16 protein-coding genes and 2 pseudogenes are annotated in these 13,404 nt (G+C 40.5%); 11 read left to right on the top strand and 7 right to left on the bottom strand.

The window, feature by feature from the left end:
* The first annotated feature begins 108 nt into the window (after positions 1-108).
* Both MUN89_RS15135 and MUN89_RS15130 read left to right on the top strand, forming a co-directional pair.
* On the top strand, positions 109-534 hold the full coding sequence (locus tag MUN89_RS15135; RefSeq protein WP_244708615.1) for a VOC family protein: 426 nt from the start codon (positions 109-111) through the stop codon (positions 532-534).
* 149 nt (positions 535-683) lie between these two features.
* Entirely contained in the window at positions 684-1,610 is a 927-nt protein-coding gene (locus MUN89_RS15130) for a manganese-dependent inorganic pyrophosphatase (RefSeq protein ID WP_244708614.1), read from the top strand.
* A 265-nt stretch (positions 1,611-1,875) separates the two neighbouring features.
* Here the strand turns inward: MUN89_RS15130 and MUN89_RS15125 are convergent, their stop codons facing one another.
* Entirely contained in the window at positions 1,876-2,469 is a 594-nt protein-coding gene (locus MUN89_RS15125; protein WP_244708613.1) for a GNAT family N-acetyltransferase, read from the bottom strand.
* 131 nt (positions 2,470-2,600) lie between these two features.
* Here MUN89_RS15125 and corA point away from each other — a divergent pair.
* Positions 2,601-3,550 (top strand): annotated as a pseudogene (gene corA, locus MUN89_RS15120) (magnesium/cobalt transporter CorA).
* A 454-nt stretch (positions 3,551-4,004) separates the two neighbouring features.
* On the opposite strand, the gene MUN89_RS15115 reads toward corA, so the two are convergent.
* From MUN89_RS15115 to MUN89_RS15105, 3 genes are all read right to left on the bottom strand, one after another.
* The gene (locus tag MUN89_RS15115) at positions 4,005-4,574 is read right to left on the bottom strand and encodes an FAD-dependent oxidoreductase (RefSeq protein WP_244708612.1); all 570 of its coding nucleotides are present in this window, start codon (positions 4,572-4,574) and stop codon (positions 4,005-4,007) included.
* 213 nt (positions 4,575-4,787) lie between these two features.
* Entirely contained in the window at positions 4,788-5,120 is a 333-nt protein-coding gene (locus MUN89_RS15110; protein WP_244708611.1) for a hypothetical protein, read from the bottom strand.
* A gap of 79 nt (positions 5,121-5,199) precedes the next feature.
* Positions 5,200-5,949, bottom strand: coding sequence for an SDR family oxidoreductase (locus MUN89_RS15105; protein ID WP_244708610.1), 750 nt, complete (start codon positions 5,947-5,949; stop codon positions 5,200-5,202).
* Positions 5,950-6,075: 126 nt separating this feature from the next.
* On the opposite strand from MUN89_RS15105, the gene MUN89_RS15100 reads away from it, so the two are divergent.
* The 3 genes from MUN89_RS15100 to MUN89_RS21825 all read left to right on the top strand — a co-directional run bounded on the left by MUN89_RS15100 (position 6,076) and on the right by MUN89_RS21825 (position 7,434).
* Positions 6,076-6,615, top strand: coding sequence for an HD domain-containing protein (locus MUN89_RS15100; protein ID WP_244708609.1), 540 nt, complete (start codon positions 6,076-6,078; stop codon positions 6,613-6,615).
* A 436-nt stretch (positions 6,616-7,051) separates the two neighbouring features.
* Positions 7,052-7,186, top strand: coding sequence for a hypothetical protein (locus MUN89_RS21830; RefSeq protein WP_256463994.1), 135 nt, complete (start codon positions 7,052-7,054; stop codon positions 7,184-7,186).
* A 113-nt stretch (positions 7,187-7,299) separates the two neighbouring features.
* On the top strand, positions 7,300-7,434 hold the full coding sequence (locus tag MUN89_RS21825) for a hypothetical protein (RefSeq protein WP_256463993.1): 135 nt from the start codon (positions 7,300-7,302) through the stop codon (positions 7,432-7,434).
* Positions 7,435-7,615: 181 nt separating this feature from the next.
* Here the strand turns inward: MUN89_RS21825 and MUN89_RS15095 are convergent, their stop codons facing one another.
* Positions 7,616-8,968 (bottom strand): dihydrolipoyl dehydrogenase family protein, encoded by a 1,353-nt coding sequence (locus MUN89_RS15095; RefSeq protein ID WP_244708608.1) that lies wholly within the window; start codon positions 8,966-8,968, stop codon positions 7,616-7,618.
* Between the two features lie 145 nt (positions 8,969-9,113).
* On the opposite strand from MUN89_RS15095, the gene MUN89_RS15090 reads away from it, so the two are divergent.
* From MUN89_RS15090 to MUN89_RS15075, 5 genes and pseudogenes are all read left to right on the top strand, one after another.
* Complete coding sequence (locus tag MUN89_RS15090) at positions 9,114-10,379, top strand: molybdopterin molybdotransferase MoeA (protein ID WP_244708607.1); 1,266 nt, start codon at positions 9,114-9,116, stop codon at positions 10,377-10,379.
* A gap of 27 nt (positions 10,380-10,406) precedes the next feature.
* Positions 10,407-11,419 (top strand): annotated as a pseudogene (moaA, locus tag MUN89_RS15085) (GTP 3',8-cyclase MoaA).
* Positions 11,420-11,516: 97 nt separating this feature from the next.
* The gene (locus tag MUN89_RS15080) at positions 11,517-11,942 is read left to right on the top strand and encodes a YwpF-like family protein (RefSeq protein WP_244708606.1); all 426 of its coding nucleotides are present in this window, start codon (positions 11,517-11,519) and stop codon (positions 11,940-11,942) included.
* Positions 11,943-12,141: 199 nt separating this feature from the next.
* Positions 12,142-12,336, top strand: a complete 195-nt coding sequence (locus MUN89_RS22105) for a PAS domain-containing protein (protein WP_396266117.1) — start codon at positions 12,142-12,144, stop codon at positions 12,334-12,336.
* A 75-nt stretch (positions 12,337-12,411) separates the two neighbouring features.
* Positions 12,412-12,831 carry a PAS domain S-box protein gene (locus MUN89_RS15075; protein WP_244708605.1) on the top strand — a complete coding sequence of 140 codons (420 nt, stop codon included), beginning with the start codon at positions 12,412-12,414 and terminating at the stop codon, positions 12,829-12,831.
* A gap of 134 nt (positions 12,832-12,965) precedes the next feature.
* Here the strand turns inward: MUN89_RS15075 and MUN89_RS15070 are convergent, their stop codons facing one another.
* On the bottom strand, positions 12,966-13,109 hold the full coding sequence (locus tag MUN89_RS15070) for a YjcZ family sporulation protein (protein ID WP_244708604.1): 144 nt from the start codon (positions 13,107-13,109) through the stop codon (positions 12,966-12,968).
* Positions 13,110-13,196: 87 nt separating this feature from the next.
* Positions 13,197-13,400 carry a hypothetical protein gene (locus MUN89_RS15065; protein ID WP_244708603.1) on the bottom strand — a complete coding sequence of 68 codons (204 nt, stop codon included), beginning with the start codon at positions 13,398-13,400 and terminating at the stop codon, positions 13,197-13,199.
* Positions 13,401-13,404: the final 4 nt, after the last annotated feature.

Below are 13,404 nucleotides of genomic sequence, written 5' to 3'. Positions count from 1 at the left end.
TATAAACATGTTTTGCCCCGAAGGGAGATCAATTTCTTTCCCGCCCCCTTCCCTTCAATAATACAAGAAGTGACTTTTTCGAGAGCCTGAAAGAAAGGATTTGATTATTTGCACCTTTTAGGAATCAGCCACATCACTTATGCTGTTCGAGATCTAGATGATTCTGTTAGATTTTACGAAAGAGCATTAAAGGCAAAACGATTAATGAAAGGGAAAACAAGCGCGTATTTTGAAGTGGCGGGACAGTGGCTGGCTTTAAATCAAGAAACGATTTCAGAAGAAACAAAAGCTCCGCTGACTTATACCCATCTTGCTTTTTACGTGTCTGAAAAGGACTTTTCATCCTGGCAGCTTCACCTGGAAAGAGAAGGAGTGGCAATTGAAGAAGGAAGGAAGAGAGAGCCAGACGGAGAAGGGCATTCTATTTATTTTAGAGACCCTGATAATCATCTTCTGGAACTGCACACGGGTACTCTGGAAAAGAGGATCGATTTTTATAAAAGAACTTCTGTTGAGAAAAAGTTCTACCTATAACCTCTCCTCGCTCATTTAAGAGAATGGTTAAGTATGCTAAGATGTCTGGGAAGAAGTGAATCTACAGTACCGTTCGACTTCCAGGATGTTTTATTTTATAATAAAGGCTGTTCTAGACTATACATAGCGCATGGAAAGGAAGGATGACGATGAGTAAAACTTTAATTTTTGGTCATAAAAACCCTGATACTGATACGATCTGTTCTGCGATCGTTTATTCAGAACTAAAGAATGCTTTAGGATATGACACAGAGCCTGTACGCCTTGGAGAAGTAAATGGCGAAACGCAGTTTGCTTTAGAGCATTTTAATGTTGAAGCTCCAAGAATGATTGAAAAAGCCGGCGGAGAAGTCGAGCAGGTTATTCTTGTAGATCATAATGAGAGGCAGCAAAGTGTCGAAGATATTGATCAGCTTCAAGTACTCGAAGTAATTGACCACCACAGGATTGCCAATTTTGAAACAAAGGATCCTCTTTACTATCGTGCAGAACCTGTAGGCTGTACAGCTACGATTCTTAACAAAATGTATAAGGAAAATGGCAAAGAAGTTTCAAAATCAATGGCAGGATTGATGCTTTCTGCTATAATCTCTGACTCCTTATTGTTCAAATCTCCAACGTGTACAGAAGAAGATAAGCAGGCTGCTGAAGAATTGTCGGAGATTGCTGGAGTAAATGCTGAGGATTATGGGTTAAAGCTTTTGAAGGCTGGCGCTGATATTAGTGACAAAACAGCTGAGCAGTTGATCTCCCTGGATGCAAAAGAATTCCAAATGGGTGATAAAAAAGTGGAGATTGCTCAAGTGAATACCGTAGACACAGAGGAAGTACTTGAACGAAAGAGTGAATTAGAAGCAGCAATGGAGCAGACGGTTTCCCAGAAAAACTTAGATTTGTTCCTGCTTGTTGTGACTGACATTCTTTCAAATGACTCTACTGTGGTAGCTGTAGGTGAGGAAGCGGATGCTGCCGGGCAGGCGTTCAATGTGGAACTTGATGGCAATCAGGCAGTTCTTCAAGGAGTCGTATCAAGAAAGAAACAAATTGTGCCTCCTTTAAACAAACACTTTGCTTAATTCCACACCAATATTTCATAAAAAAGCAGCCGGCTTTGTTAGCCGCTGAAAAAGTTCTTTCTAAAGAGGTTAATCTAAAAAGAGTGATTTTCTTTGATTTCATAGAAAATCACTCTTTTTTATCCATAACTCAAAAAGTCAGCAGTTCTTCAGTAGCTACCTGCTTTGTCTGCTCTTATTGTTCCTCAACTATGATCTTGATTGATAGTGGCGTTTCTAAGTGTCACTCTATTAGTTTCAGTTGCAGATAAAAATCCACTTTTCATCACTGAATATAGAGTTTTTTATAGTCGCGCCATTCCTCGCGGAGAATCCCCATCCTGATCGAGTCATAAAATTCTCCTTCAAAGAAGCGGCATTTGCGCATGCGGCCCTCAAGTTTCATTCCAAGCTTCCTTCCAACCTGCATCATTCTGTCATTTTTTGACCATGTGGTAAGCCCTACTCGTGCGACAGGGAGAGTATCAAATAAAAAATCGATCCACAATTTTAAGGCCTCTGTGCCATAGCCTTTACTCCAATATTCAGACTGATAAATACCAATTCCGACTTCGAGCCACAAGGAAGGTTTATGCTCCCAATAGTAAGTGACTGTTCCAATAATTTCACCATAAACTTCAATGAGCAGCCTTGAGTCAGGCTCGTCATCTTTCAATCGTTCCATTCGAGCGTTTTCATGGCTTCGATAGCTCTCTAAAGTGTGGGGCTCTAGAGGATAGTAAGGAGCATCCCAATTTTTCCAGGCAGGCTCTTGTTCCCCATAGATTAACTTCCATAGAATAGGCATATCTTCTTCTCTTAGACTCCGAAGAATCACTCGATTGCCATTAAGTGTCACTCGTTTCAAGGCTTTGTTCATAGCCATTCTCCTTTTACTGGACTCTATCTTATCGTATCATATCATAGTGGAATGAGTAGAAATTAGGTTTTTAAAAGTAAGAATTGAGGTATAGACTAAAGTACAATCGCAGAAGATTAAAGGATGATCCTATGATAGAAATTACAGCTTATTCAAGGCAGGATGGACTGAAAGAAGGACTAAATTTAGATGAATTGAAGAAAATGGACACAGATTGGTATTGGGTGGATTTTAATAATCCGACTGAGGAAGAAGTGAAACTTCTCGATACATATTTTCATTTTCACCCTCTTGCCATAGAAGACTGTCTTCAGGAACTGCAGCGTCCTAAGCTGGACTACTATGATGACCATACGTTTTTTGTCATCCATTCTGTTGATCCAAACGCATTAGAAAAACAGGAAATAGACGTATTTTTAGGTGAGTGTTCAGTCGTTACATTTCACCGAAAAGAATCTCCTGCTCTTCAGACAGCAAGGAGTCTGTTGAAAAGAAGTACGAAACCAGAGACGCTTGATGAATACTTTGTGCTGTATCAGCTGTTAGACAAAGTGGTAGATAACTATTTCCCGATTGTGTATCAAATTGAAGATCATATTAATGAAATAGAGGATAATACAAGAAACTTATCTATGGAAGATCTTCTGGAGGAATTGTTTGACCGCAGGGGGAGCTTCTTACCTTGAGGCAGACGGTACATCCAATGCGGGATCTTTTGTACCGGGTGTTAAACACGCATCATTTAGAAGGAGTTAGAGAGAGAAGGGAATATTTTGCCGATATTCATGACCACTTAATTAAAGTTGCAGAGATGATCGCATCAAACCGGGAGATGACTCAGGATATCCGGGATAGTTATTTATCACTAAACTCCCATCAAACTAACCGGACGATGCAGATTCTTACTGTTATCTCCGTCATATTTATGCCGCTTACATTTATCGTTGGAATATATGGGATGAATTTTTCTTACATGCCTGAACTGGACGCTAAGTATGGATATTTTATCGTCTGGATAGTAATGATTGCCATTGCGTTTGCGATGTTTTTATGGTTCAGGAACAAGGGTTGGTTTGATTAATCAATGTCACTAGTATTAGTAAGGCTATTTGGCTGTTGGGATCCCCCGACAGCCTTTTTTGTTTGGAAAAAACGGGTAAACGAGTTTGGTTTACCATTTCCTACCGCCAGGTTACCGAAAGAGAAACCTGAAGGGCTTTTTTACGAAGTGCAGCTAATTTCAGTCTTTAGAAGGAGAAGAGTTCCATCCGGGGATGGTTATACATAAAAAGGGTTCTGTCTATACTGAAATTACGATGAATAAGGGAGGAATGCCGGATGTTAAACGAATTTGAAATTTTGATTGATATCGAGTCCCGTCGTCCAAAAAAAACTCCTTAAAGAGACTATTTTTATTTTTTAGACCGCTTCTATTTTATCGGGGGCTCGATTCTACCTCATACGGGGCTCGGCTTTCTTTTTTATTAAAAATAAAAAGCTGGTAGATCAGCCTGACGGCTCTCTACCAGCTCTCTTTATTTATTTGATTTCAAAATGTCATGATCGACATATCGTTCTCCGTTTAATTCACTGATTACATTTACAGCCACTTTTGCTCCATCTCCGGCAGTTATTATCGTGTGGACACTCACCCCTGCAACAGTACCAGCGGCCCAAACCTTAGCTTTTTTCGTATGCCCATGCTTATCTGTCTCAATAACTTTTGCTACACGCGGTTCTGATCCTTCAGTAATTTCAAGCCCGAATTGTTCAGCAAGCTTTGTAGACATTCCTGTTGCAAAAATGATATGGTCGACATGATACGATTGACTACTCGTTTTTATAGTATAGAGTTCTCCGTCCGCTTCTATTTCTTCCACCTCTTCAGTAACAATTTCTGCGCCGAATTTCTTTGCTTGCTGCTGCCCGTTCTCAAGAAGGTTTGGTCCCTCAATCTCACTTACTCCATAATGATTTTCAACCCAGGCTTTGGCTGTAATGCTCTTGCCACTGTCAAATAACACAGTTTTTTTACCAGCTTTAGCTGTGAATACCCCTGCGCTTCCTCCAGCAGGACCTGCTCCAATGATTGCTACGTCATACATTTTAGCCACTCCTTATCTTTTTAACATCTAGTATTTCGCATTTTTAGATTCCCATCAAAATCTGACATCATTCAGAATACGATAGGCGAAAGAACCCACCTCATTCTAGAAGTGGGTCCTCAAAGGAATAGGTGCTTTATGTTAAACTCCTCTAGTGAAGCATAGACACTGAGGATCTCCCTACGGTATTTAACGATGGAGGTCAATAATCCATCACACGGTAATAGAAGTCTGGGTGTTCATAATTTGACCTGTGTACTTCGTTCTACGGGTGATATGATCAATACAATCACCACACTGACTCTGAAGCTGTTTGTAAGCTGACTCAATGTCTTCTCCATCTATGATTAATAATACAGGTTGATCAATCTTTACAAATAAAAAGAAAGATAGCAGTTTAGTCAAATGTCCAGCGTCGGCAATTAAGTGATCTTGATGAAGATAAATATTGAAGTTGTTCTTAGAAGAAAGCTTATAAAGACTGATAATCTGCTGGGTAGTCAAGGGCTGATGAAAGGTTACGTGATAAGATGACAGCTCTTCCATTCTGATCACCTCCTGGAAGTTAGTTGCTTGCTTAACGTTACCCCTGGTTTCTTAAGCTTAAACATCCTTTAGACAGGGCCTAATGCTCGTATACCATTTTTCGAGTCATCCCCCCATCAATCACTAAATTCTCAGCAGTCACAAAGTCATTTTCCTCATCTGTTAAATAAAAGCAGGCTTTAGTGATATCCTGCGGCGACCCCACTCGTTTACTCAAGTGCTGGTGATGATCCTTGGCTCTTAACTCATCATAATGATTGGTTTGAATCCAGCCGGGACTAATTGAATTAACGCGAATTTTATATTGAGCTAAGCTGGCTGCCAAGGCATGAGTTAAAGCGATAATACCTCCTTTAGAAGCGGCATAGCCTTCTGAATCCGGCTCTGACATAAATGCCCGGGTTGAAGCCATATTAACAATTCTTCCATGGAGTTGCTTTTCTTTCCAACGCGCTGCGGCATGTTTAGAAAATAGGTAAACGCTCCGCAAATTCGTATTTAATATTTCGTCCCATTCTGTGTCTGATTGATCAAACATAGATTTGAATCGGCTGATTCCGGCGTTATTAATTAGAATAGAGATGACGCCGATTTCATGAGTGATCGTAGTCATCAGCTGTTTGATTTGCTCCGGTTGACTTACGTCGCAGCGATAGAAGTATCCACTTCCTCCTTGGTCGCGTATTTCTCCTACAAGCTGCCTGCCGTGCTCTTCATCTATGTCACATGTGATCACAGCAGCTCCTTCAGAAGCGTACGATAAAGCTAATTTTCTTCCAATTCCGTTACTTGCCCCGGTTATAAGTACAATTTCATCTTTGAATTTCATATCCAGCCTCCTTGCTGGCTTTTTCCTCTTTTCAAAATGGAATAAACCACTTCGTGTCATCTATACTTGTAGGAATACAAGAAGCATGATATATTAACTTTCAAAAAATCTATAGGAGGCTGGCAAATGACGAGAGTCACCTTAGTTGAAGTATTTAAACATAGAATCACTCAAAAATATTTGCAAAGATCGGGAATTAACCACGCAGTAACAGTGGCCGGCTATGCCTTTGATTTGGCTTTGAAAAATGGTGTAGATCCTAACCTGGCTACTAAATCAGCCCTTTTACACGATATGGGGCATTATGAATGGTACAGGGATGGAAAATGGGATTATGAAGAATACCGGAAACATGATATCCATGCCATCAAAGGAGCAGAGAGAGCCCATAAACTATTGATTCGATTAGGGGAGGACCGCTTAGTTGCCAAAGAAGTTTCATTGGCCGTCCTGCTTCACACAGACAGCTACCTGCCTTTTGACTTGCATAACAAGAGAACGAAACTTCAGCAGGTGGTCGCTGAGGCGGACCGAATTGACGAACAACCGAACGGTTTGCACCATTATAAAGAAATGGATAAAGGAGACGCGGTTAAAAGTCTGTACCAACTCGATCTGAAGATCGACCATTTTCTTCAAAGTGATGGAGAAGAAATGTCAAGATGATTTTGTGACAAATTTTCAAAAAGTTCTTTACTTGTCAGCTCACGTCCGATATAATCTGTTTGTAAGAATAAATTTCCAGAAAGCGAGGTCGGATAATATGTTAAACAAATTAATGAATCTTGATAAACAATACAACCAATTTCAAACGACCTGCGCTGAGCAAATTCACTAATTTTTAATAATTTAATCATATCAGCCGCAGGTGACGCATATTGTATTCCTGTGGCTTTTTTAGAGAAAGGCTGGTTTGACCGTCTTTTTTTAACTATTTACAGCCACAGGGAGCCTGTGGTTTTTTATTTTGCTTAAAAAAGGTAAATTTTACCTTTTAAAATAAAAAACCTCCATCAAACCCGCTGCCTCATTCGTTATCTAGATGAGGACCACAATTCAACAGGCAGCAAATTTTAAAGGGTTTAATTAAAGGAGGTGAGATATGATGACAATCCATTTTTTCGTCTTTACGATCCAAGTAAAGAAAAAAACAGAGGCTCCACCGATGCCGGGTTACCGGCCCAGTGAGCTTGAGAAGATGTTAGATCGAAAAGCAGCAAGTATGTACAACAATTAGAAAGGAGATGGCAATTATGTCAGGGATGAGAAGAATGATATTTATGGAATGGTTAAATGTGGAGAAGGATAGTGCGTAGCTGATCATTATACGTATATTGGAGGTAATTAGTTATGAGACTGAACTTTATTTTGTTCACGGTTTTTATTGAATGGCAGACTCCGGAACTACGAGACCAGGCAGTTGTCCGGAAACAGACCATTGAAAAACATATTGATGAAACGAAAATAAAACAATTGCATTTATAATTAAGAAGGCATCGACTAATCGAGATGTCACCGAAGAACTGCTGACTTTTTGGGTTAAGCATTAAAAGAAGAAGCCGCACTGAACGATAAAATCGTTCAGTGCGGCTTCTTTAATACGATTTGTGAGTATCAATGACAGACTTTAACAGCATCTCTGCCTGAATCGGCGGCGACTATTCCATTAAAACATGCTGGGAATGTCTGACTCCGGAGTGGGGTAGGCCCACAGCATTTGCTGTAAATCCTGTTTTGTCGCTTTTTTGTACATAGCGAAAGAGAATAAGTTGATAAGATGACTGGCATACGACGATAAAAAGTGGGCTCCTAGAATTTCATCTGTAAACGGGTTGATGAGGAGTTTGACATATGCTGATGGTCCATCCGTTCGTTTATAGGTGAAAAAATCCGAAATGTTTCTGGATTGTACTTCATACGGGATATCGTTCTCCTTCGCTTCCTGTTGAGTAATTCCAACAGAAGCAAGCATTGGATAGGTGAACACAACAGAAGGCACGGGGAGTGAAATAGGTGTTTGCTCTTCACCGTGAATTAAATGGCGGGAGAGCCGTTCGGCTTCTTCACCAGCTACAGGTGTAAGAGGTTTTAAACCAGTTTCAGCCGCGTCTCCTGCTGCATAAATGTGCGGATGGAAAATCGCTTGAAAATTATGATTTACGGGGACACCCCTCTTCGAATATTCCAGCCCAATCGACTCCAGCCCTAACTCTTTAAGGTTCGCATGTCTACCTGCTCCATGGATAACAAGATCTGCAGTTAATTCATGCTCATGGTCAAATTTTCTAACATAAGCTTGAAATTTCCCACTGGTTAATTTTTCAATGGATTGAACTTCCGTGCTCGTATGAATCGTTACACCTAAATCCTTCGTATGCTCGACTAATTTATTCGTAATCTCCTTGTCAAAGCCTTCCAGCACATGTCTGTTTCGATGTACGATCGTTACGTTTTTTCCTAATCGTGCGCAAAGGTGAGCGAATTCAAAACTGATGTAACCTCCGCCCACAAATAACAAATTGTCTGGAAGTTCTTCCAGTTCAAAAAAGTCATCGCTCGTAATCATGTGTTCACTGCCTTCTATAGGAAGTGAAGCGGGAGAAGCTCCTGTAGCAATAACGAATTTACCTGCCTGAAGCTGGTGCTCTCCTACTTTTATCGTGTTGGGATCAATAAACGATGCTGTGCCATGGTACGTATCAATTCCTTTTTCTTTAAGAGAGCTTTCAACTTGTTCAGGAACAGGGGTAGTGAATGTGTTTTTATATTGAACGAGATCTTTCCAGGATAGTGATACTTCACCCGTCAGGCCTTTTCCATTAACCCGGGAAGCATCATCGTAAATTTCGGCGATCCCTGCCAACACCCGTTTAGGATCACATCCTCTCTGCGGGCATGTCCCCCCGTAAGATCGATGATCTACGATTGCAGTAGAAAGTCTATTCCGTTTGGCTGCAGCAGCTGCGCGGCTGCCCGCAGCCCCAGTTCCAATTACTAGAACATCATAGGCATGGTTCATAAACATTCCTCCTCTTTCATCCTAATTGTTTATACCCCTGTAGAGAAAGGGAAAAACAGTATATATAAAGAAACAAAAGCTTTGATATTTTCTACTCATTCCGTTAAGGTCAAAACAAATGATTAGACAGTTAAGGGGGAAACTTATGAAGTTACATAGAAAACCAATCCCAGTGAAGGAAGCAGTCTCTAAAGTAATGGAGCGAATGAAAAAAAATAGTCATGAACGTGTAAACCTCGAAAACAGCCACAATCGTTATTTAGGCGAGGATATCACTGCTTCACATCCTATTCCACCTTTTGATAAATCTCCGTATGACGGCTTTGCGTTACACTCTACAGATACCATAGGTCTCGGGAGGGGGCAGGCAGAAGAGTTTCGTGTGATCGAGCAGATCGGTGCAGGGCATCGGGCGAGCCGCCCTTTAAAAAAAGGAGAGGCAGTAAGGATTATGACAGGGGCTGAGATTCCTGAAGGTGCTGATTGTGTAGCGATGTTTGAAATTTGTCAAGCCTACGAAAAAAACGGCCAATCCTATATGTCCTTAAAAAGAGAGCTTAAGCCGGGACAGAATGTTATTCATCAAGGCTCTGAAACGAAGAAAGGGACCGTACTCGTTCAATCAGGAACGAAAATTAATCCCGGAATTAAAGCACTGTTAGCAACATTTGGGTATGATCAAGTAAAAGTTCAAAGAAAACCAAAAGTAGGGATATTTGCTACGGGAACGGAATTACTTGATGTGGATGAGTCTCTTGAACCTGGGAAGATCCGCAATTCAAATGCATACATGATTACTGCCCAGGTGGAAAGGGCAGGGGCCGAGGCCGTTTACTTAGGGAAGCTTAAGGATGATTTTTCGACTTGCTTTGAGGCAGTCAGCAAGGCCGCAGCCGAAATGGATATTCTCATCACTACCGGTGGTGTTTCGGTAGGTGATTTTGACCTTATGCCGGACATTTACAAAGAACTCGGGGCTGAGGTTTTATTTAATAAGATAGCCATGAGGCCTGGCAGCGTGACAACGGTTGCTGAAGTAGAAGGAAAGCTGTTGTTCGGATTATCCGGTAATCCATCAGCCTGTTATGTAGGATTTGAACTGTTTACTTTTCCAATTATTCAAGGATTTCTAGCGAATCCGTTCCCATTTAGAAGGCGTACAAAAGCTTATTTAAACAAAGATTTTCCAAAAGCTAATCCATTTATGAGATTTGTCAGGGGAAAAGTAACCATGAGGGATGGAAAAATCTTTGCTTCACCTGCGGGAATAGATAAATCAGCCGTGGTTACCTCTTTAGCTGAGACAGATGCTTTTATTGTGCTGCCAGGAGGAACGAAAGGATTTAAACTAGGGGATATGGTAGAAGTTATTCTCATAGAAGATTCAGGAAAGCAGGAAGCCTTCCATTAAATCAGCTTCCTAGAAAGGAGCATAAACGTGGTAAATTATGTATTGGATAAATATGACCGTCCGATGAAGGACTTAAGGATATCGGTAATCGACCAATGTAATTTCAGATGTTCTTATTGCATGCCGAAGGAAATTTTCGGAGACGATTATCGGTTTATGCCGGCAAAGGAACTATTGAGTTTTGACGAAATTGTCCGGTTAGTTGAGATATTTGCGAAGTTTGGGACTGAGAAAGTGAGAATTACCGGCGGCGAACCACTGATGCGTAAAAATTTGGACCAGCTGATCGCAAGAATCCACCAAATTGAAGGGATTAACGACATTGCTGTAACTACAAATGCAGTATTTTTAGTTAAACAAGCGAAGAAACTAAAAGAGGCAGGATTAAGTCGGGTAAATATCAGCTTAGATGCGATCGAAGATGAAGTCTTTAAAGAAACGAATGGAAGAGGCATTAAGACAAAGCCGGTTCTTAAAGGAATCGAGGCTGCCAGAGAAGCTGGTCTTAAAATTAAAATAAATATGGTCGTGAAAAAAGGGATGAATGAAAGTCAAATTGTGCCGATGGCCCGTTATTTTAAAAATACAGGAGACACACTCCGATTCATTGAATTTATGGATGTAGGTAACCATAACGGCTGGAACTTCAAACATGTGGTTTCGAAAAAAGAAATTATCGACCAAATTCATCAGGTTATGCCCTTGAGCCGTTGGAAGCTAATTATTACGGGGAAGTCGCTTCACGCTATCGCTATAAAGATAGTGAAGCCGAAATAGGAGTGATATCATCCGTCACTGATTCTTTCTGCGCAAGCTGCACACGTATTCGTTTATCTGCAGATGGAAAGTTGTTTACCTGTCTGTTTGCAACAGAAGGATATGATTTAAAACAAATGCTCAGAAGTCACTTGTCAGACCATGAAATCATTTTACAGCTGATAAAAATTTGGACAAAAAGGGATGACCGCTACTCCGAGGAACGAGTGGAGAATGGCTCCAAAGGTAAAAAGAAAATAGAAATGTCTTATATTGGAGGATAAGTTCAGGTTGAATTAGTGGCCTGAACTTGCTTGTTTTTGCTGAATAATAGAGCGTCCATTATAATAAAGAAAATGATTGATACTTGGAGGTGAAGAAGTGAAAACTTTTAAACTTGTCTCATTAGATATTATTGAGGAAAAAAAAGAGGACATTACTCAGCGCAGGATAAAGCTTCACGATGGCTTGATCATTAATCGTGAAGATGATCGGGGAAGGTGGGTGATTGAAGCCTTTGTAGACCATAGTTACAGTGATTTCTTTAATGAGCTCTGCGATAATAGTGAAGAATTAATGGTACAAGTGAAAATTACGAAACAAAGTAATGAACCAGCCACTTTCTTAGTCAAGCCTATTGACACAAATCAAATCGGAGATTACATGAACGTCATCTTTATGGGAACAATCATTGATCGCAGAAGAGAACAAATCGAGAAAATGCTGAAAATCCTCATGGATGAAGGTTTTCAAGGGGAAGCGCTGCTGGAAGAATTCAAGAGACGCAGAGATGAAGTTACTTCCTGATTTACTTCTGAAGTACTGAAATGGAAGAGGATCATTTCGTTTGTTCACGTCTTTTTGCCTGAGTATAAAGACCTTGAATCTGTTATACTTAAATTTGGAAAAGGATGAATCCTGGGAATAGTAATTCTCAGCTTTCTTCTTAATAACAGATTAGGTCCATCGTCTTAGGAGGCAGAGCAATGCCTAATGATAACAAAAAATTGAACGGCCGGTTTGTAATTGGTTAATACGTCATATAAGAGATGCTTTAATTATTACCGATGAGCATGGAGAAGTTTTGCAGATAAATCCTCCGGCTGTACAATTCCTGGGGCTTAAAGAAGGAGACCGCTTGGATCTTCTGCTGGAAATCAAGGATGGATCAAAGCGTTTGTTTCAATGCTATTTCTTATAATCAATGGCGTCTCCTAATAGATTGGAATACGTTATTTTGCTGCATCCGGTAACCCTTGACATCCCTGTACCTAGTGTGAGAAAAGAATTGGATTTACTGCAGAGTTTAAGGTCAGAGGGGCTTGTTCTTCATGCACAAGGGAAAATTATTGATTGCGACCAGAGTTTCGCTCGTATTCTGGGGTATTCTCTAGAAGAATTGAAAGGGATGAGGTTATCGGAATTAAAAATCGCCCTATTAGAAGATCAGGGACTTCAGGCACTTCATCATCCCTCGCAGTTAAGAGCTTCAAAAAAGGATGGAACCTCCATTTATTTAGAAGTTTTAGAAAATCCCTCTTCCCCAGATGATAACCATTTAGGCGCCATGATTATCCGTGATATTACGGAACGTGTACATAACGAAAAAATTAATGGGTTTGAAAAACAGATAGAGTCTGCCCCTTGCTTCAAAAATAATAGAGTAGTTTTTACGAGGCTGCTCAATGGTAATTAGAATCTTTTCCATTTAGTTCATTCAACTAGTTGGGAAAGGTTCTTTTCTTTTATTAAAAAAATTCTCAACTAAAAAATGCCTGCAGAGAAATTTTCTCTGCAGGCTAGAATTGCACTCAAAATAACATGGATTGTTTAGCAATAAAATGCTGCGCCAACAATGATCAATAAGATGAACAAAACAACGATCAATGCGAAGTTGTTTGCGTAACCACGGCCGCAGCCATATCCGCCAACACGACCGCAACCTCCCCAACCTCCGTAAGGATAGCCGTACATAAGCTCACCTCCTGTTGTTTACATACTCAGCGTATGCAAGGAGGGACAAATGTGTATAGTTATCTACCCAGTCCTTCGACTAATCATTTAGAAACGGATAGGCGGTGAAGATTGCATGATTTTACTTTTCTGCGGTTCTGCATCCGGACGTGAAGGCTCTCTTATATGGTCATACTGTTCGAGCTCATCGCACCAATGATTCAACCGTTCGTTTACTGCTTGATTGAGTGGGTATGAGGAGGTGGAATGAGAGGGGAAATGGGCTCCGGATACCCGCTGATTGGAAAACATGGGA

Source organism: Halobacillus salinarum (assembly GCF_022919095.1).
Lineage (GTDB): Bacteria > Bacillota > Bacilli > Bacillales > Halobacillaceae > Halobacillus_B > Halobacillus_B salinarum.
This window is presented reverse-complemented; position numbering and strand designations above follow the sequence as displayed.

Coding starts and splice junctions, on each gene's coding strand:
- MUN89_RS15130 (WP_244708614.1), top strand. CDS start 684: ATGAGTAAAACTTTAATTTTTGGTCATAAAAACCCTGATACTGATACG.
- MUN89_RS15125 (WP_244708613.1), bottom strand. CDS start 2,469: ATGAACAAAGCCTTGAAACGAGTGACACTTAATGGCAATCGAGTGATT.
- MUN89_RS15115 (WP_244708612.1), bottom strand. CDS start 4,574: ATGTATGACGTAGCAATCATTGGAGCAGGTCCTGCTGGAGGAAGCGCA.
- MUN89_RS15110 (WP_244708611.1), bottom strand. CDS start 5,120: ATGGAAGAGCTGTCATCTTATCACGTAACCTTTCATCAGCCCTTGACT.
- MUN89_RS15105 (WP_244708610.1), bottom strand. CDS start 5,949: ATGAAATTCAAAGATGAAATTGTACTTATAACCGGGGCAAGTAACGGA.
- MUN89_RS15100 (WP_244708609.1), top strand. CDS start 6,076: ATGACGAGAGTCACCTTAGTTGAAGTATTTAAACATAGAATCACTCAA.
- MUN89_RS21830 (WP_256463994.1), top strand. CDS start 7,052: ATGATGACAATCCATTTTTTCGTCTTTACGATCCAAGTAAAGAAAAAA.
- MUN89_RS21825 (WP_256463993.1), top strand. CDS start 7,300: ATGAGACTGAACTTTATTTTGTTCACGGTTTTTATTGAATGGCAGACT.
- MUN89_RS15095 (WP_244708608.1), bottom strand. CDS start 8,968: ATGAACCATGCCTATGATGTTCTAGTAATTGGAACTGGGGCTGCGGGC.
- MUN89_RS15090 (WP_244708607.1), top strand. CDS start 9,114: ATGAAGTTACATAGAAAACCAATCCCAGTGAAGGAAGCAGTCTCTAAA.
- MUN89_RS15070 (WP_244708604.1), bottom strand. CDS start 13,109: ATGTACGGCTATCCTTACGGAGGTTGGGGAGGTTGCGGTCGTGTTGGC.
- MUN89_RS15065 (WP_244708603.1), bottom strand. CDS start 13,400: ATGTTTTCCAATCAGCGGGTATCCGGAGCCCATTTCCCCTCTCATTCC.